The organism is Cellulomonas sp. PS-H5 (genome assembly GCF_019265565.1).
Classification (GTDB): Bacteria; Actinomycetota; Actinomycetes; order Actinomycetales; family Cellulomonadaceae; genus Cellulomonas.
In genome coordinates this window covers 34,274-51,344 of sequence record NZ_JAHVCI010000002.1, presented here as the reverse complement: position 1 = coordinate 51,344, position 17,071 = coordinate 34,274, and the positions used below count along the sequence as shown (strand labels likewise).

The following is a 17,071-nucleotide window of genomic DNA, read 5'->3' as shown; positions in this document are numbered from 1 at the left end:
GTCAGTCCTCCTCCGTCGTCGCCGCCGGCGGCCGCGCGACCGCCGGTTCGTCCTGCTCCTGCGCGTCCCGCTCCCGCTGGATCGCCTCGGCGATCCCGGCGATCCGCCGCAGGCGCGCGTCCCAGGTGCGCCCGACCGCGTCGAGCTGCGCGGCCGCCCGGGCGAGCTGGGCGTCGTCCACGCGATACCGCCGCTCCCGGCCCTCGGTCACGCCGTGCACGAGGCCGGCGCGGTCGAGGACCGCGAGGTGCTTGGCGACTGCCTGCCGGGTGACCGGCACCGCCGCGCTGAGGCTCGTGGCGGTGCCGCCGCCGTCGGCGAGCAGCGCGTCGAGCAGCCGCCTCCGGGTCGGGTCGCCGACCGCGGACCACAGGGCGTCGTCGACGCTCACGGCGCGACCGCCAGCCGGTCGAGGTACGCCGCCAGCCGCGGGACGAAGTGGTCCCAGCCCTGGACGTGGTCCGCGTACCGCTCCTCCAGGACGGCGACCTCCCAGCCCCGCTCGCGGAACCCGGTCTCGGTCAGCGTGAGCCGCGTGCCGGTGGCGGTGGGCTCCAGGGCGAAGGTCACCAGCAGCGACGTCGCCGCCGTGGCCGCCTCGCCGGGACCGTGCGTCCAGCGGAACGAGAACGTGCGCGGCGGGTCGGCCTCGACGACGGTCAGCCGCTCGACGACGGCACCCGCCTCGCCGCGCCGCCCGAAGACGAGCTCGCCCTCGGCGCCGGCGACGGGCTCGCCGAGCACGGCGTCGTCCGGCCACCACTCCCGGAGGTGCTCGGGCCGGCTCACGACCTCGTACACGACCTCCGGGGTCGCGGCGACGTGGATCTTCCGCTCGATGGTGCCCGGCTCGGTGTCTCGGCGTTCCACGGTGCCTCCTCGCATCGGATGCAACATTTGGTTGCACGTCAGCGTAGGACCAGCGCGCACGACGCGCAACTCGTGGTTGCGGTCCGGCCAGCGCCGTGCGCGCTCCGAGGGGCATCGCGGCGCGGTCCCGGGGACGATGGGGCGATGGCCTCCCCCGCGCCGCGCCGCGCACCCCGCCTGCTCATCGCCCACGCGGCCGTCGTCGCCGTCGTGACCGTGCTGCTCGTCGTGCTCGCCTCGCGGCCGGTCGAGGACGCCAACATCGGCGCCGGGCTGGCGCTCCTCGCCACGCTGCCGTTCGGCCTGCCCTGGACCCTCGGCCTGCTGCTCGGTCCGACCACGTGGGCCACGGCCACGGTGGTGGCGCTGGCGGTCGGCTGCGCGTGGCTGAACGTCGTGCTGCACGCGCTGCTCCGGGTGCACCTGCGCCGGCGGGCCGCCGCCCGCACCGCCGGCGCGGACGCCGCCGCCTCGCGCTGAGCCCGGGCGGGCGGCCGACCGGTCCCCGCCGAGCCCCGCCCGCCGGGCGACGTCCCGGGTGCGTGGCGGCGCACCGCGGGCGACGCTGGGCACGATGACCGACCGCACCGCCCTCGACCCCGAGCCCGGACCGCCCCCCGCCGCCCGCCGCCTGCCCCGCTTCCGCGCCGTCGGCACGGCGACCTCGCGGTTCCTCGCCGCCCGGCCCTGGCTCACCCGCGCCGTCCGCACGACGGGTGCGGCGGTGATCGCCTGGGTCCTCGTGCGGTTCGTGCCCGGCCCGTGGAGCGACTACCCGTACTACGCCCCGCTGGGCGCGGTCATCGCCACCTCGGTGACGGTCCGGGGCACGACGCGGCGGTCGGTCCAGTCCGTCCTGGCCATCGCGCTGGGCGCGGTCGTCGCGCGGCTGGTCGACGCGCTCGACCTGCCGGGCGTCGCAGGGCTGGCGCTGGTGGTGCTCGTGGGGGTGCTGCTCTCCGGGTGGCGGCTGCTCGGCGACATGGGCTCGTGGGTCCCGACCGCGGCGCTGTTCGTGCTGATCATCGGGAACGCCGACCCGGTCGGGTACATCTCGGCCTACGTCGGGCTGACGCTGTTCGGCGCGCTCGTCGGCGTCGCTGTGAACCTCGTGGTCCCGCCGCTCCCGCTGACCCCGGCGGAGCGCTCGCTCGACCGGCTCCGGGCGGTCGCGAGCGAGCACCTCGACGCGCTCGCGGCGGCGGTCCGCGACGACGACGCGCCCCTGCCGCCGGACCGCCCGCTCCGGGCGGCGCGGGCCGATGCGCAGGCGGCGGTGGCCGACGCGCAGGAGGCGGCGCGCGGCAACTGGACCGCCCGGCACTACCGCTCCTGGCGGCAGCGGCAGGACCGGCACGCCGAGTCGATGGACGCCGCCGCCGTGGTGGCGCTGGACGTCCGGCGGGCTGTCGCGACGTCGCGGACCGTCGCCGCGACCGGTGCGACACCGCCCGAGGAGCGCGACGTGCACCTGCCGATCGCGGCGCACGCCGGCGACCAGGAGCGGGCCGACGCGGTCCGCGAGGGCACCGCGCGTGCGATCGAGGCCGGTGCAGCCCTCGTGCGGGCACTGCGGCCCGACGGCCCGGGTGCGGGCACGGAGGACGCCGACGACGCGGACCACGCGGCGGCGGAGCTCGCGCGGGCCCTCGACGACCTGCAGGAGGCGGTGGCGGCGGACCGCGCCACGGCCGCGGGCGCGACCCGGCCCGCCGACGGGGTCGTGGTGGCCCTGACGCCGCTGCTCACCGGCTGACGGCCGCCCACCGCCGCTGTCGCCCGTTCCCGGGTGGCCGACCGGGTCGGGTTCCCGGACGCGGGTGAACGGCGGGCGACGACTCGCCCACGGAACGGTGCCCCTGGTGCGTGACGGCGGGGTCGCGAGGACGGTGGGCGCCGTGGACGCTGCAACCGTCATCCTCGTGCTGGTGGTCGTCGTCGCGCTCGCGTTCGACTTCACGAACGGGTTCCACGACACGGCGAACGCGATGGCCACGTCCATCGCCACGCACGCGCTGCCCCCCAGGGCGGCCGTGACCCTCTCCGCGGTGCTCAACCTGGTGGGCGCCTTCCTCTCCGTCGAGGTGGCGCTGACCGTCACCAACGCCGTCGTGCGGATCCAGGAGCCCGACGGCGCCCCCAGCCCCGACCTCGTGCAGGACGGGGGCGAGGCGCTGCTGCTCATCGTGCTGACCGGGCTGGTCGGGGCGATCGTCTGGAACCTGCTGACCTGGCTGCTCGGCCTGCCGTCGAGCTCGTCGCACGCGCTGTTCGGCGGGCTGATCGGCGCGACGGTCGCCGGGCTCGGCTGGGGCGCGGTGCACTGGACGGGCGACGGCGGCGAGCCGGACGGGATCCTCGGCAAGGTCGTGGTCCCCGCGGTGGCGTCGCCCGTCATCGCGGGCGTGGTCGCGGCGACGGGCACCTGGTTCGTGTACCGGATCACCGTCGGCGTCGCCGCGCGGTACACCGAGCGCGGGTTCCGCTGGGGCCAGATCGGCTCCGCCTCGCTGGTGTCGCTCGCGCACGGCACGAACGACGCGCAGAAGACGATGGGCGTGATCACGCTCGCGCTCATCGCCTCCGGCCACTGGACCAGCACGACGGCGATCCCGCTGTGGGTCAAGGTCTGCTGCGCGCTCGCCATCGCGCTCGGCACCTACCTCGGCGGGTGGCGGATCATCCGCACGCTCGGCAAGGGCCTCATCGACATCGCCCCGCCGCAGGGCATGGCCGCCGAGACCGCCTCCGCCGCGACGATCCTGGTGTCCAGCCACCTCGGCCTGCCGCTGTCCACGACCCAGGTCACGACCGGGTCGGTGCTCGGCGCGGGCGTGGGCCGGCCGGGCGCCACCGTGCGGTGGCGCGTCGCGGGTCGGATGGGCGTCGCGTGGCTCATCACGATGCCCGCGGCCGGCCTGGTCGGTGCCGCGACGTGGTTCCTCGCGCACGTGCTGGGCGGCGGGGTGCTCGGAGCGGTCGCGGTGGTCCTGGTGCTGGTCGCGCTGAGCGCCGCGATGTACGTGCGGTCGCGGCGGGACGCCGTGCACGCGGGCAACGTCAACGACGACTGGCAGGAGCCGGCGCGCGAGCGCCGCCCGGCCACGACGGGAGGGGTGCGCTGATGCTGGCGACCGAGACGGGGATGCTCGGCCAGGTGCTGCTGGTGTCGCTGGTGCTGGGCGCCGGCCTGCCGATCCTGTTCGGGCTCGGCCTCCGGGCCTCGGCGTGGGGCGCGGGCGGCGACGCCGAGGAGCACGCCGCCGGGGAGGCGCCGCGTCCGCACCCGCTCGGGCGGCTCCTCGCGGTGCTGTGCTTCGCGCTCGCCGTGGCCGGGGTGGTGCTCGGCATCACCGTCGTCGTGGCGTCCGGGCTCGGCTACGAGGTGAGCCTCGGCGGCGGGCCGCTGCTGATCGAGAAGTCGTGAGGAGCGCGTCATGACCGGCACCGAGACGGGCGCCTGGCCCACGCGGGTGCTCCGCTGGCTGCGCGCGGGGTACCCCGCCGGCGTGCCCCAGCAGGACTACGTGGTGCTGCTGGGGCTGCTGCGGCGGTCCCTCACCGACGTCGAGGTGCACCAGATCGCGGGCGACCTCGCCGTGCTGGCCAGCCGCGGCGCGGAGATCACGACCGCCGACGTCGAGCGGATGGTCGGGGCGGCGACGCTCGACGCGGCGTCCGAGGAGGACGTGGCGCGGGTGTCGGCGCACCTCGCACGGGGCGGGTGGCCGCTCGCGGGGCCGGACGCACCCGGGTAGGTGCCCGCGCGACACCCCCGCCGAGCCGCGGCCGGAGGCCCACCCACCGGGCCGGAGGCGTCCGGTAGGTGGCAGCAGGAACCAGCCCGCGGGGGCTCCTCCCCCGGCTAGCGTGGCGGCATGTTCGAGCTCACGGCGACCTCGGTCGCGTTCGTCCTCGTCGCGTGGCTCGTGCCGGCCGCCGTCGTCGCGCTGGTCCTCTACGCGGTCGTGCGCCGCGGGGTGCGCGACGGGATGCTCGACGCGCGGCGGGTCGACGCGCAGGAGGCGGCGGAGCGCCGGGCGCGCGCGGCCGGCGACGGACCGGCCGGGGCTGCCCCGCCGCACCCCGGGACGCCGCCCGCCTGAGCCGGGTGCCGGGTCAGCCCGCCGCGACCTCGCGGACCAGGACCACGCTGTCGTAGGTCTTGTCCGGCCACCGGATGACGTCGCGCTCGGTGAAACCCCAGCGCCGGTACAGGTCGAGCAGGTCGCCGGCCGGCTCGGCCGTGTCGATGCCGATCGCCGTCACCCCGTGCGCGGCGGCGTGGGCCAGCGCCGCGTCCCGGAGCCGGCGGGCCAGCCCCCGCCCGCGGTGCGCGGGGTCGACGGCCATCTGGTTGAGCCAGCCCCGGCCGGGTGCGGCAGCCTCGGGCGTCAACCCCTGGAGGTACCGGGCGGGAGGCAGGGACAGCGTGAGGGTCCCGACCGGCGCCCCGCCGTCGGCCAGGACGAACGTCGGCCCCGCCGCGGCGCGCCACCGGGTCAGCTCGACGTCCTGGGTGGCCGCGGTGAAGTTGAGGCCGCGCTCGGCGAGCCCGGCGTACGAGCGGTGCAGCAGCTCGGTCAGCGCCTCGGCGTCGGACGGCACGTAGCGGCGCAGGTCGAGGGGCACGTCGGCCACGGTACCCAGGCGCGGGCCGGACTCCGGCACCGACGGACGGCACCTACGGACGCGGGTCGACGCGCCGCCACGGCTTCGCGTCGCGGCGGGCCCCCGTCCCGGCCGCGCACCGCGGGCAGACCCGCCCGACGGCGTCCGCGTGCCGACCCGTGGCGGGCTGCACGTCCGCCCACCGCACGTGCGGGAACCGCTCGAGCGCCGAGCGGTGCAGCGACAGCCCGCACACCGTCTCGTTGCGCCCGGGTTCCCAGGCGTGCACCTCCCCGGCGGGGACGCGGACGCCGTCAGGGTCGGTCCACCGGCTGGACGCGGCGACTGCCGCGGATCGCGGACGGGGCACCCGACCGACGCTAGCCCGGGGCGGGGGCGCCGGCACGTGGGCGGACCGGCGCCCCGAAGGCGGTACCGCGCGGGCGGGTGCGGCGCTGGCCCGCGCCCGGCCGGCCGGTGCCGTGCCGGCCGGTGCCGGAGGGCCGGACCCGCGCACCGCTGGTCGTCAGACCGCGGGCGTCGCCCCGTCCCGCACGAACCGCACCGTGCGGTCGGCGACGGACACCTCGTCGAGCCGCACCCGGACGTCGGTCCCGAGCGGCAGCGCGGCGCCCGCCACGCGCCCGCGCACGGCGGGGTCCCGGAGCTGCACGACGCCGGCTTCGCCGTCGTCCCGCACGTCGACGACCACGCCGTCGAACTCCTCGCCGACGCGGGAGGACAGCAGCGCCGCCTCGACGAGGTCGACGCAGCCCCGCTCGTAGGCGGACGCGCGCCGGTCTCCCGCCGCCATCAGCGCGGGCAGGTCCGGCAGCGCCTCCCGCGCCCACGCCGGCACCTCGACGCCGGCGGACACGGCCAGGCACACCTCACCGACGAACCGGTCGACCAGCCGCCGGAGCGGCGCCGTGGCGTGCGCGTAGGGGGCGCCGATCGCGGCGTGCAGCGGCTGCTCGGGCGGCGCACCGTCGAACGCGACGTACGCGGCGCCGCGGAGCAGCGTGGTCGCCTCGGTGAGCAGGGCGGCGTGCGCGGGGACGCCGGCGTCGAGCGCGCGGACGACCGTGGCGTGTTCGACGCCCGCGGGCCACGCGACCCCCAGCGCGCGGGCCGAGGACCGCAGGCGCTCCACGTCGCGCGGGTCGGCCGGCGGCAGGGTGCGCAGGACCCCGACCCGGGCGTCGAGCATCAGACCCGCCGCGCACATGCCGGTGAGCAGCGACACCTGGGCGTTCCACTCCTCGACCGGCAGGGTCGCCCGGCTGGTGAGGGTCCACCGCCCCCGGGCGTCGACCTCGACGACCTGCTCGGGCGTCGGCAGGGTCAGCCCGCCGCGCGCGACCTCGGCGGCCTGCCGCAGCCGGCCGACGGCGCGGAGCAGGACCAGGGTGTCGTCGGCGGTGCCGTCGTCGAGCGCCCGCTGCGCGCCCTCGTAGGTGAGCTGGGCGCGGCTGCGGACGGTCGCGCGGCGGACGTCGACGTCGGTCGCCGTGCCGTCGGCGTCCAGGTCGATCTGCCACAGCAGCGCGGGGGCGTCCTGGCCGGGGAGGAGGCTCGCGGCACCCTCGGACAGCTCCGGCGGGTGCAGCGGGGTGCGACCGTCGGGGGCGTACAGCGTGACGACGCGGCGGCGGGCCTCGGCGTCGACGGCGCCGCCCGGGCGGACCCAGGCGGCCACGTCGGCGATGGCGTACCGCACCCGGTAACCGGCCCCGCGGCGCTCGAGGTGCACGGCCTGGTCCAGGTCCCGGGAGCCCTCGGGGTCGACGGTGACGAAGGGGACGTCGGTCGCGTCGACGCGGGCGGGCGCACCGGCGGGGGCCGCGTCCGGGCCGGCGGCGAGCACGGCGTCGACCTCGGCGCGCACGTCGGCCGGGAACGAGGCGGGGACGTCGAGCTCGGCGCGCAGGGCGTCGAGGCCGGCGCGGACGTCGGCGTCGACCCGGCGGGTGTCGTCGGCGGCGGTCGGCGCGGGGCGGAGGCGGACGTGGCGTCGGGGCACGCGGCGAGCCTAGGGCGGGACGCAGCCGGGTGCTCGGGCTGCTGGGGTCGGCGTCGGCGTCGGCGTCGAGGGCACCACGTGATCAGGCGTCGCCCGCTCCCGTCAGCCCGAGCGCGGCCAGCATCGCGGGTACACGCACGGCCAGAGCCGCCCACATCACGTCGTCGTTGACCTTGTCGTAGTGGTGCGCGACCAGGTTCCGCATCCGCGAGATGGCGACCCACGGGACCTCGTCGTGGGTCGCCTTGTACGACTCGGGCAGCTTCTCGACCACGGTCGCGACCTTGATCAGCACACGTTCCCCGGCGTTGCGCAGCATCCTGCCCTCCGGTGTGTCGGCGAGGTACGCGTCGCGTCCCCGGTCGACCACGTACCGCGCCTCCAGCCCGAACGTCCGGAGGTCGGCGAGACGTCGGGCGACCCGCTCCTGGTCCGTCACAGGGCGACCGACTCGCCGCGGGCGCGGTCGGCCACCGCTCCGCTCGATCCCGCCGAGACGACGTCGACCGGAACGGTGAGCAGCTCCTCGAGGTCCGACTGCAGCGCGAGCAGGTCGACGATGTCCCGCCCGTCCTCGAACGCGACCATCAGGTCCAGGTCGGACCCCGGCGCGTCGGTGCCGTGAGCCACCGACCCGAAGACCGCCGCGTCGCTGCCGCCGTGCTTGCGGACAGCCGCTGCGACCGCGGCGCGCCTGCGCTCCAGCGCCACGGACGGCCGGAGCGGCAGCGCGGCGAGCAGTGCCGCTGCCGACGCCTCGGTGGCAGGTCTGCGTCCGGACTCGATGGCCGAGATGAGCGGTTGCGCCACGCCGGACGACTGCGACAACGCGCGCTGCGACAGGCCCAGCAGCGCCCGCCGCGCTCGGACCAGGTCACCGACCGGTCGATCGCTCATGCCCCCACGATAACAACGACGTGATCACGCGTCATCGCCCTGCGGACGCCACCGCGCCGAGGCCCTGGAGCTCCAGGACCGCGGAGCGGACGGCCGCCGCCGGCACCGCGTCGCCCGCCGCCAGCGCGGCCGCGACGGCGGGTGGGACGTCCGGGTCGGAGCACAGCACGACGGGAGCGTCGGCCACGGACGTCGGCAGCCGTCCGTGGCTGCCGGCGACGCGCGCCGGGTCGAGCGGGGTGGTCGACATGGTGTACCGCAGCCCGAGCTTCTTCTTCACCAGGTTCAGCCCCGCACGGGCCTTCGCGGCGCCGTCGGCGAAGAACAGCTCGGCGGGGTCGTAGCCCGGCTTGCGGTGGATGTCGACGCCGCGGGCGTAGTCGGGCGCCCGGTCGTCGTCGAGCCAGAAGGAGTACGTGAACCACGCCCCCGGCTCGGCCACGACGACGAGCTCGCCGGACCGCTCGTGGTCGAGGCCGTACCGCGCCTGCGCCGCGCGGTCGAGCACCTCGTCGACCCCCGGGACTCCCCGGAGCAGCGCCGCGACCCGGGGGACGTCGGCGGGGTCGGCGACGTAGACGTGCGCGACCTGGTGGTCGGCGACGGCGAACGCGCGCGAGGTCCACGGGTCGAGCTGCTCGCCGTTGGCCTGGGTGTAGACGTGCAGCAGCCCCTCCTCGCGGAGCAGCCGGTTGAGGTGCACCGGCCGGGACGCCGGCTCGATGCCGTACTCCGACACCGCGAGCACCGTGGTGCCGCGCGCCTCGGCGTCGTCCAGCAGCGGGGTCAGGGCGCGGTCGAGCTCGGCCGCCGCGGCGTCGGCTCGCGGGTCCAGCGGCCCGAACCGCTGCAGGTCGTAGTCGAGGTGCGGGACGTACGCCAGGGTGAGGTCCGTGGACCGGGTCGCCATGAGGTGCCGGGTGGCGGCCACGATCCACTCCGTCGACGCGATCGACGCGGTGGGCCCCCAGTACTGGAACAGCGGGAAGTCGCCGAGCCGCTCCACGAGCTCGTCGTGCAGGGCGGGCGGTCGCACGTAGGCGTCCGGCGACTTGCGGCCGTCCGCGTGGTAGACCGGCCGGGGCGTGACGGTCACGTCGGTGGACATCCCCATCGCGTACCACCAGCAGACGTTGGCCGCGGTGTACCCGGGCTCGGCCCGCCGCGCGGTCTCCCAGACCTTCTCCCCCGCGACCAGCCGGTTGTGCTGCCGCCAGAGGTGCACCTCCCCGAGGTCGCGGAAGTACCAGCCGTTGCCGACGATCCCGTGCCCCGAGGGCGCGAGGCCGGTGAGCATCGTCGACTGCACGGAGCAGGTGACGGCGGGGAGCACGGTGCGCAGGCCGGCGCGCCAGCCGCCGTCGGCGAGCCGGGACAGCCGCGGCATGTGCGCGAGGGCGCGCGGGGTGAGCCCGACGACGTCGAGCAGGAGCAGGGGCCTCATGCGGTCCTCCGGGTGGTGAGGTCGTGGCCGGCCGCGTCCGAGCCGGTGCCCGCGTCCGCGTCCCACCACGACGCGAGGTCGAGGTGGTCGACGGCCCAGCGCAGCTCGGCGGCGATGCCGGCCACGAGGTCGTCGGCGGCGCGTGCCGCGAGGTCGTCGGGGAGGACGGCCCAGGTGTAGGTCTCGACGTCCAGGTGGGCGGCGTCGCCGTGCGGGCCGCGCAGGACGGCGGTGACGGCGTCGCGCAGGACGTCGGTGGTGGCCTGGAGGGGGGCCGCGGGCCGGGCGTGCAGCGGGACGTGCACGTGCACCCGCCAGGGACCGGCGCCGGGCAGGCCGCGGTCGGGGTCGAGCGCGTCCGGCAGGTCGTCGGCGGGGTGCACGGCTCCCCCGCTGCGCTCGCGCACCTGGTGCAGGTACCGCGGCTCGGCGAACCGGGCGACGGCGGCCCGCGTCGCCGGGTCGGCGGGGTCCGCCACGTGCAGGGCGGCCGACGCCTGCACCTTGACCACCCGGAGCCCGGCCTGCCGGATGCGCCGCACGGCGGCGACCGGGTCGGCGAACGACACGGCGAGGTGGCAGGTGTCGAGGCAGACGCCGACGTGCTCGGGGTCGATCATCCCGGGGCCGGTGCCGAGGCGGGGCTCGAGCCAGCCCACGACGTCGGCGACGGTGTCGAGGACGCAGCCGGGCTCGGGCTCGACCGCGAGCCGCACGGTGCGGCCGGTCCGGGCGGCCAGGTCGCGCAGCCCCGCGGAGACCGCGGCGAGGGCGGCGGTGGCCGCGGCGTCGTCGACGGCGGACCACGGCTCGCGCCAGGCGAGCGGGAGGGTCGAGATGGAGCCGTCGACGCCGTCGGGGAGCAGGTCGGCCAGCACCTCCGCGCACGCCAGCGTGTACGCGGCGCGGGCCGGGTCCGCCCAGGTCGGGGCGTACACGGCGTGCTTGACCACCTCGGCGTGGAAGCCGCCGTACGGGAAGGCGTTGAGGGTGTGCACGGTCAGCCGGTGCGCGGCGAGCGCGGACCGGAGCCGGTCGCGGTCGTCGCGGCTCGCGGCCAGCCGGTGCGCGAGGTCGGCGGGCAGCCACAGGCCGACGCCGAGCGTGTCGAGCCCGGCGGCCTCGCGCACGGGCCCGGCGTACCGGTCGAGCTGGGCCAGGACGCCGTCGAGGTCCTCGGCCGGGTGGACGTTGGTGCAGTACGACAGCGGCATCGTCACGCGCGCACCCCCCGCAGCACGGAGGAGCCCTCGAAGGTCGCCGGCGCCGGGACCTCCCCCGCGACGAACCCGGGGACGGGGTCGAGCACGAGGTTGCCGGACTGCCCGTAGAACTCAACCGGGTTGCGCCAGAGCACGCGGTCGACGTCGTCCTCGGTGAAGCCCTGCTCCAGCATGGTCATGCCGGTGCGCCACGTCTTGAGCGGGTCGGACCGGCCCCAGTCGGCCGCGGAGTTCACGATCATCCGCTCGGTGCCGTACTCCCGCAGGATCGCGACCATGCGGGTCTCGTCCATCTTGGTGTCGGGGTAGATCGAGAACCCGGCCCAGGCGCCCGCGTCGCGCACGGCGGCGACGGTCGTCTCGTTGAGGTGGTCGACGAGGACGCGCTCCGCGGGCAGGCCCGACTCGCGGACGACGTCGAGGGTGCGCCGGGTGCCGGCCTGCTTGTCCCGGTGCGGGGTGTGCACGAGGACCGGCAGGTCCGCGTCGAGCGCGAGGGCCAGCTGCCGGGTGAACGCCTCGTCCTCGGCCGGGGTCATCGCGTCGTAGCCGACCTCGCCGACCGCGACGACCCCGTCCTTCGCGAGGTACCGCGGGATGAGGTCGAGGACCTCGGTGCACCGCGGGTCGTTCGCCTCCTTCGGGTTGAGCGCGATGGTCGCGTGGTGCCGGATGCCGAACTGCGCGGCCCGGAACCGCTCCCAGCCGAGCAGCGCGTCGAAGTAGTCGACGAACGAGCCGACGCTGGTACGCGGCTGGCCCAGCCAGAAGGCCGGCTCGACGAGCGCGCGGACGCCGGCGGCGTACATGGCCTCGTAGTCGTCGGTGGTGCGGCTGGTCATGTGGACGTGCGGGTCGAAGATGCGCATCACGGCTCCTCGGTCTCGGTGGTGCGTGCGGGGGCGCCGGGCTCCGCCGGCGTGGTCAGACGGGCCAGGTCCCCGGGCACGGCGCGCCCGGCGGCGCGACGCTCGGCGGCGAGGTCGCGGGCCATGCGGGCGAGCTCGGCGTCGGCGCGGTCGTCCAGCCCGGCGACCGCGTCGAGGCTGGTGCCCTGGAAGACGAGCTTCACCACGGCGTGCCGCCAGGTGTGCTGGTCCAGGTGCGCCGCGGCGAACGGACCGACGGCGGCGGCCACGAGCGAGGTGTCGTTGGCCCGCAGCGCGTCGGCGGCCAGGTCGCGGCCGAGGGCGACGACGGGTCCCGGCAGGGCGCCGGACGTCGACACCGCCAGGGCGTCGAGGCCGCGGAGGACGCCGCGCCGCTCGGCGGTGTCGCCCTCGCGGTACAGGTCGGCGAGGTGCGCGGCCAGCCGGTCGGCGTCGCCGCGGTGCGCGTCGGCGAGGGCCAGGACGACGGCGGCGCGGCCGGCGTCGTCGACGGTCCCGTGCACGACGCCGGCCGGGTCGGTCGCGGGACGCAGCGGGGTCCGGCCGACCCGCCGGCCCACCAGCGGGAACACCCGGTCGGCGGTCCGGGGGTCGCGGCGCAGCTCGGCGAGGGCGTCGGCGAGCCACCCCGCGTGCGGGGCCCGGGCCGCGGCGACGACCGCGGTGACCGGCGGCGGGGCGGCCGGGGGTGCGGGGTCGGGGGCGGTCGCGCCGGCTGACCCGGGCGGGGCGGCGGTCGGTGCGGCGGGGTCGGACGACGTCGTCGGCGTCACGGTGTCACTCCCTCTCAGCGAGCGGGTCGGGGCTGGGGTGCGGGGTCGGGCAGGGGTGCGGAGTCGGACGCGAAGCCGAGGGCGCCGAGCCGCGCCCACGCCCCCCGGATCGCGGCGGCCGCGTCGGCGACCTGCCGCGGCGCGTCCCACGAGTGCCGGGGCAGCTCGACGGCGACCACCCCGCCGTACCCGGCCGGGTCCACGGCGGCCGCGGCGAGCGCCGACAGCGCTGCGGGCAGGTCGAGGTCGCCCTCGCCGAACGGCCGGTGGTCGTGGTGGGTGCGCGGCATGTCGTCGATCTGCACGTGGGCCAGGGCCGGGCCGGCGGCGGCGAGAGCCCCGGCGACGCCGGCCGGCTCGACGACGAGGCAGTGCCCGACGTCGACCGTCAGGCCCAGCGCGGCCGGGTCCCCGAGGTCGGCGCGCAGCCGCAGGGCGTCGGCGACGGTCTCGACGTGCATCCCGGGCTCGGGCTCGAGGGCCAGCCGGACGCCGTGCTCCGCGGCGTGCCGCAGGAGGCCGGGCAGGCGGTCGTGCAGCCGGTCGTCCGCCTCGGCCGACGTCACCCCGGCCGAGCGCACGCCGGAGAACAGCTGGACGACGGGCGCACCGAGCGCGGCGGCGACCTCGACCGCCCGGCGCAGGTAGGCGAGCCGCGGCGCCGCGTCGGCGTCGACGAGGGCGGGCGCGTGCTTCCGGCGGGGGTCGAGCAGGTACCGGGTGCCGGTCTCGATGACGACCCGCATCCCCCTGCCGTCCTGCGCGCGGGCGAGCCGGTGCCGGAGCGCGGCGAGGCCGGCGGCGGGCGCCCAGGGGTCGAGGTGCGGGAAGCCGAGGGTGAGCGCGACGGCGTCGTAGCCGTGCTCCTCCAGCAGGTCGAGCGCCACGGGCAGGGGGTGGTCGCCGAGGCCGTTCGTGCCGTAGCCGAGCGCGAACGGCAGAGGCGCCAGGTCTTCGGCACCCGGTCCGGGGCCCGAGCTCACGTCTCGCTCACCGCCCGCGGGCCCGTCGCCCGGCGGAGCAGCGCGCCCGCCGCGGCGACGGCGCCGAGCGCGAGCGCCGCGCCGGGGTGGCCGGCACGAGCGGTCCACGCGGCCTGCAGCGGGATCATCGCGCGGATGCCGGCGCCGGTCGCCGCGCGGGCGGCCGGGGCGGTCGGGGTCCGCGCGGCCTGCGCCTGCGCGGGGACGCACTGGGCGAGGTAGGCGGCGATGGCCACCCAGGTCACCCAGCCCGCGCCCCGCCCGGCGGACCTCCCGCCCTTTCCGGTGGAAGGTTGTGCCGGACTCGCCCTGGGCGTGTCGGTCAGGAGTCTCCACTCGACGGGGACGGAGGCGCCCGCGAGGGCCGCCCCGGCCACTCCGAGCGAGCCCGCGGCCACCGTGGCCGCCGTCGCGCGGGTGCTGCCGTGCACCTCGCCGCGGGACAGCACCGTGACCCCCGCGGTGTGCGCGGCCACCGCCGCCGCGGCCGGGGCGGCGGCCCGCAGGCGCCCCACCCCCGCGCCGAGCAGCACGTCGAGGCCCCGGCACGCCGCCATCGCGGCCGGGCCGGCGATGGTGTCCTTGAGCCGGGCGTCGTAGAGCCAGACGGCCACGGCGAGCGGCACGGCCACCGCCAGGGCGCGTCGCCCGCCACCCGCCGCGGCGAGGGCGAGCCCGGCCGCGCCGAGCCCCCCGGCCACCGTCAGCGCGTGCCGCGGGGCGATCCGACCCGACGGGATCGGGCGCTCGGGGCGCTCCACGGCGTCGACCCCATGGTCCGCCCAGTCGTTCAGCGCCATGCCGCCCGCGTACAGGCACGCCGAGGCGAGCGGCAGCACCGCGCGGCGGCCGGTCAGCGGGTGCCCGGCAGCCGAGGCCCCCGCCACCGTGTCCCCGAGCACCGTCAGGACGGCGGGCGCGCGCACCAGCTCGAGGTGGTCGCGCACGCGGGCGGGCAGCCCGGACCGCGCGGACGGGGACGGCTGCGGGCCCGGGTCGTCCGCCGCGGGCCGGCCGTCGAGCGAGCGGACCACCGGCACGGCGGTCGCCACGCCCGCGCTGGCCGGCGCAGGCTCCCCCGGCACGCTCTCCCCCGGCGCGGCCGCCCCCAGCACGGCCACACCCCCGGCGCCCGCCCGCACCGACCCGGCCGGCACGCCCGCCGTCACGCCGCCAGCCCCTGGGCCCAGCGCACGAGGTCGCCGGCCTGGTCCGCGGCCGCGTGCCGGTCGGAGCCCCACGGGTCCTTGAAGAAGAACCCGAGCTCCGGCACCACCCCGGCCGCACCGCCGGCGTGTGCCAGGGCGAGCAGCCGGGCGAGGTCGAGCACCATCGGTGCCGCGAGCATGGAGTCGTACGCGGACCACGTGGTCTGCAGGGTGATCCGCGAGCCGAGGAACCCCTCGGCGTGCACGTGGTCCCAGGCCACCTTGACGTCCCCGAGGTCGGGCACGTGGTCGATGTGCAGCGGCGTCACGTCGGAGCCGGTGAGGTCGCGCAGCCCGCGGGTCTTGGAGGCGAGCTTGGACCGCACGGCCTCGGGGTCGGCGAGGGTGGCGCCGTCGCCGCCGCCGAGCAGGTTGGTCCCGGCCCAGGACAGCACCCGCAGGCCCCGGTCGGCGAACGCCGGCGCGAGCACCGTGCGCAGCCAGGTCTGCCCGGTCTTGCCGTCCTGCCCCGCGACGGGCACGCCGGCCTCGGCGGCGAGGGCCTGCAGGGCGGGCAGCCCCAGGCCGGCGGACGGCGTGAACCCGGCGTAGGACGCGCCCGCGAGCACGGCGGCGTACGCGGCGACGGACGACGGCGGCAGCACGACGCGCCCGGGCTCCTGCACCGCCGCGACGAGGGCCGCCGGGTCGTCGTGGGCGGGGGTCGGGTGCGCGGGCGGCTCGGTGGACGACACGTCGACGACCACGACCCGCGCGAGGTCGTGCCGCGCGGCGAACCCGGTGATGTCCCCGGCCAGCCGCTCGGCGACCTGCTGCTGCGACCCGCCCGGGACCAGGGGGCCGCGGTGCCCGGGCCTGACCTCCGCGTCGGCGGCGTCGAGGGCGTGCGCGGTGGCGGCGAGCAGCGCCGCCGGGATCATCCCGGCGTCGACGAGCGCCTCGGCGCGCTTGGCCAGCGACACGTCGCTGACGTCGTGCCCGCCGACGACGAGGTCGCCCCACCCGGGCAGCGGCAGGCCGTCGAAGGCCGGCGCCGCCGTGACGCAGCCCGCGGCCCCGGCGTGCCCGGCGGCGAGCGCGGCGAGGCCGAGCGCGGCGGTCGTGCCGACCGACCCGCGCGCGCCCACGAGCCAGAGCCCGGTGCGCGCGCGGGCGTCGGCGGTCACGCGTCGCCCTTGGTCGAGAACGCCGCGTCGAAGGCGGCCTCCGGGGCGTCGAACGCGAGCCGCTTGACGAACGCCAGGGCCTCCGGCGCGCCGAGCAGCCGGTCCATGCCGGCGTCCTCCCACTCGACGGAGATCGGGCCGGTGTAGCCGATGGTGTTGAGCACCCGGAACGCGTCCTCCCAGGGGACGTCGCCGTGGCCGGTCGAGATGAAGTCCCAGCCGCGCCGCGGGTCCGCCCACGGCAGGTGCGAGCCGAGCCGGCCGTTGCGGCCGTTGCCCATCCGCTTCTTCGTGTCCTTGCAGTCGACGTGGTAGATCCGGTCCCGGAAGTCCCAGAGGAACGCGACCGGGTCGAGGTCCTGCCAGACCATGTGGCTCGGGTCCCAGTTCAGGCCGAACGCCTCGCGGTGCCCGATCGCCTCCAGGGTGCGGACCGTCGTCCAGTAGTCGTACGCGATCTCGCTCGGGTGCACCTCGTGTGCGAACCGCACGCCGACCTCGTCGAACACGTCGAGGATCGGGTTCCACCGGTCGGCGAAGTCCTGGTACCCCGCCTCGATCACCGCGGCCGGCACGGGCGGGAACATCGCCACGTACTTCCAGATCGACGACCCGGTGAAGCCGACGACCGTGTCGACGCCGAGCTTCGCCGCGATCCGCGCGGTGTGCTGGAGCTCCTCGGCGGCGCGCTGCCGAACGCCCTCGGGGTCGCCGTCGCCCCACACCCGCGCGGACAGCATGTCCTGGTGCCGCAGGTCGATGGGGTCGTCGCAGACGGCCTGGCCCTTGAGGTGGTTGGAGATGGCCCAGACCTTGAGGCCGTACCGGTCCAGGATCTCCAGCCGGGAGGCGACGTACGCCTCGTCGTCCCAGCGCCACGGGTCGAGGTGGTCGCCCCAGCAGGCGATCTCGAGGCCGTCGTAGCCCCACTCGGACGCGAGCCGGGCCACCTCCTCGAACGGCAGGTCGGCCCACTGGCCGGTGAACAGGGTGATCGGGCGGGTCATGTCGGTCTCCTCGTC

The 17,071-nt window shown here is 77.4% G+C and carries 21 protein-coding genes; 6 read left to right on the top strand and 15 right to left on the bottom strand.

The window, feature by feature from the left end; translation table 11 throughout:
- Position 1: 1 nt before the first annotated feature.
- Together J5O08_RS01480 and J5O08_RS01475 are read right to left on the bottom strand one after the other, a co-directional pair.
- Positions 2-391 carry a metalloregulator ArsR/SmtB family transcription factor gene (locus tag J5O08_RS01480; RefSeq protein WP_218705075.1) on the bottom strand — a complete coding sequence of 130 codons (390 nt, stop codon included), beginning with the start codon at positions 389-391 and terminating at the stop codon, positions 2-4.
- Positions 388-870, bottom strand: coding sequence for an SRPBCC domain-containing protein (locus tag J5O08_RS01475; RefSeq protein WP_308281233.1), 483 nt, complete (start codon positions 868-870; stop codon positions 388-390). The genes J5O08_RS01480 and J5O08_RS01475 overlap by 4 nt, the downstream gene beginning before the upstream one ends.
- A 144-nt stretch (positions 871-1,014) precedes the next feature.
- Here J5O08_RS01475 and J5O08_RS01470 point away from each other — a divergent pair, with 144 nt between their 5' ends.
- From J5O08_RS01470 to J5O08_RS01445, 6 genes are all read left to right on the top strand, one after another.
- On the top strand, positions 1,015-1,350 hold the full coding sequence (locus J5O08_RS01470) for a hypothetical protein (protein WP_218705073.1): 336 nt from the start codon (positions 1,015-1,017) through the stop codon (positions 1,348-1,350).
- A gap of 94 nt (positions 1,351-1,444) precedes the next feature.
- Complete coding sequence (locus tag J5O08_RS01465) at positions 1,445-2,626, top strand: aromatic acid exporter family protein (RefSeq protein WP_218705072.1); 1,182 nt, start codon at positions 1,445-1,447, stop codon at positions 2,624-2,626.
- 142 nt (positions 2,627-2,768) lie between these two features.
- Positions 2,769-3,995, top strand: a complete 1,227-nt coding sequence (locus J5O08_RS01460) for an inorganic phosphate transporter (protein ID WP_218705071.1) — start codon at positions 2,769-2,771, stop codon at positions 3,993-3,995.
- The gene (locus J5O08_RS01455; protein WP_218705070.1) at positions 3,995-4,297 is read left to right on the top strand and encodes a hypothetical protein; all 303 of its coding nucleotides are present in this window, start codon (positions 3,995-3,997) and stop codon (positions 4,295-4,297) included. Before J5O08_RS01460 ends, J5O08_RS01455 begins: the two co-directional genes overlap by 1 nt.
- A gap of 10 nt (positions 4,298-4,307) precedes the next feature.
- Positions 4,308-4,628: a DUF3349 domain-containing protein gene (locus J5O08_RS01450; protein WP_218705069.1), complete on the top strand. Its 321-nt coding sequence runs from the start codon at positions 4,308-4,310 to the stop codon at positions 4,626-4,628.
- A gap of 120 nt (positions 4,629-4,748) precedes the next feature.
- Entirely contained in the window at positions 4,749-4,976 is a 228-nt protein-coding gene (locus J5O08_RS01445; RefSeq protein ID WP_218705068.1) for a hypothetical protein, read from the top strand.
- A 13-nt stretch (positions 4,977-4,989) separates the two neighbouring features.
- Here J5O08_RS01445 and J5O08_RS01440 read toward each other — a convergent pair whose 3' ends face one another.
- The 13 genes from J5O08_RS01440 to J5O08_RS01380 form a co-directional block, all read right to left on the bottom strand.
- On the bottom strand, positions 4,990-5,502 hold the full coding sequence (locus J5O08_RS01440) for a GNAT family N-acetyltransferase (RefSeq protein ID WP_218705067.1): 513 nt from the start codon (positions 5,500-5,502) through the stop codon (positions 4,990-4,992).
- Between the two features lie 52 nt (positions 5,503-5,554).
- Positions 5,555-5,851, bottom strand: coding sequence for a hypothetical protein (locus J5O08_RS01435; protein WP_218705066.1), 297 nt, complete (start codon positions 5,849-5,851; stop codon positions 5,555-5,557).
- Between the two features lie 156 nt (positions 5,852-6,007).
- Complete coding sequence (locus J5O08_RS01430; RefSeq protein ID WP_218705065.1) at positions 6,008-7,504, bottom strand: RNB domain-containing ribonuclease; 1,497 nt, start codon at positions 7,502-7,504, stop codon at positions 6,008-6,010.
- Positions 7,505-7,586: 82 nt separating this feature from the next.
- Positions 7,587-7,943 carry a HepT-like ribonuclease domain-containing protein gene (locus J5O08_RS01425; protein ID WP_218705064.1) on the bottom strand — a complete coding sequence of 119 codons (357 nt, stop codon included), beginning with the start codon at positions 7,941-7,943 and terminating at the stop codon, positions 7,587-7,589.
- Positions 7,940-8,401: a nucleotidyltransferase domain-containing protein gene (locus J5O08_RS01420; protein WP_218705063.1), complete on the bottom strand. Its 462-nt coding sequence runs from the start codon at positions 8,399-8,401 to the stop codon at positions 7,940-7,942. Before J5O08_RS01420 ends, J5O08_RS01425 begins: the two co-directional genes overlap by 4 nt.
- Positions 8,402-8,432: 31 nt before the next feature.
- Complete coding sequence (locus J5O08_RS01415; protein WP_218705062.1) at positions 8,433-9,845, bottom strand: alkaline phosphatase family protein; 1,413 nt, start codon at positions 9,843-9,845, stop codon at positions 8,433-8,435.
- On the bottom strand, positions 9,842-11,059 hold the full coding sequence (gene eboE / locus J5O08_RS01410) for a metabolite traffic protein EboE (RefSeq protein ID WP_218705219.1): 1,218 nt from the start codon (positions 11,057-11,059) through the stop codon (positions 9,842-9,844). Before eboE ends, J5O08_RS01415 begins: the two co-directional genes overlap by 4 nt.
- 2 nt (positions 11,060-11,061) lie before the next feature.
- On the bottom strand, positions 11,062-11,937 hold the full coding sequence (locus J5O08_RS01405; RefSeq protein ID WP_218705061.1) for a TatD family hydrolase: 876 nt from the start codon (positions 11,935-11,937) through the stop codon (positions 11,062-11,064).
- The gene (locus J5O08_RS01400; RefSeq protein WP_308281231.1) at positions 11,937-12,731 is read right to left on the bottom strand and encodes an EboA domain-containing protein; all 795 of its coding nucleotides are present in this window, start codon (positions 12,729-12,731) and stop codon (positions 11,937-11,939) included. The genes J5O08_RS01405 and J5O08_RS01400 overlap by 1 nt, the downstream gene beginning before the upstream one ends.
- Before the next feature lie 14 nt (positions 12,732-12,745).
- Positions 12,746-13,714, bottom strand: coding sequence for a sugar phosphate isomerase/epimerase (locus J5O08_RS01395; RefSeq protein WP_218705060.1), 969 nt, complete (start codon positions 13,712-13,714; stop codon positions 12,746-12,748).
- Entirely contained in the window at positions 13,711-14,883 is a 1,173-nt protein-coding gene (locus J5O08_RS01390; protein WP_308281230.1) for an SCO3242 family prenyltransferase, read from the bottom strand. The genes J5O08_RS01395 and J5O08_RS01390 overlap by 4 nt, the downstream gene beginning before the upstream one ends.
- Positions 14,880-16,049, bottom strand: a complete 1,170-nt coding sequence (locus J5O08_RS01385; protein WP_218705059.1) for an inositol-3-phosphate synthase — start codon at positions 16,047-16,049, stop codon at positions 14,880-14,882. The genes J5O08_RS01390 and J5O08_RS01385 overlap by 4 nt, the downstream gene beginning before the upstream one ends.
- Positions 16,046-17,056: a sugar phosphate isomerase/epimerase gene (locus J5O08_RS01380; RefSeq protein WP_218705058.1), complete on the bottom strand. Its 1,011-nt coding sequence runs from the start codon at positions 17,054-17,056 to the stop codon at positions 16,046-16,048. The genes J5O08_RS01385 and J5O08_RS01380 overlap by 4 nt, the downstream gene beginning before the upstream one ends.
- Positions 17,057-17,071: the final 15 nt, after the last annotated feature.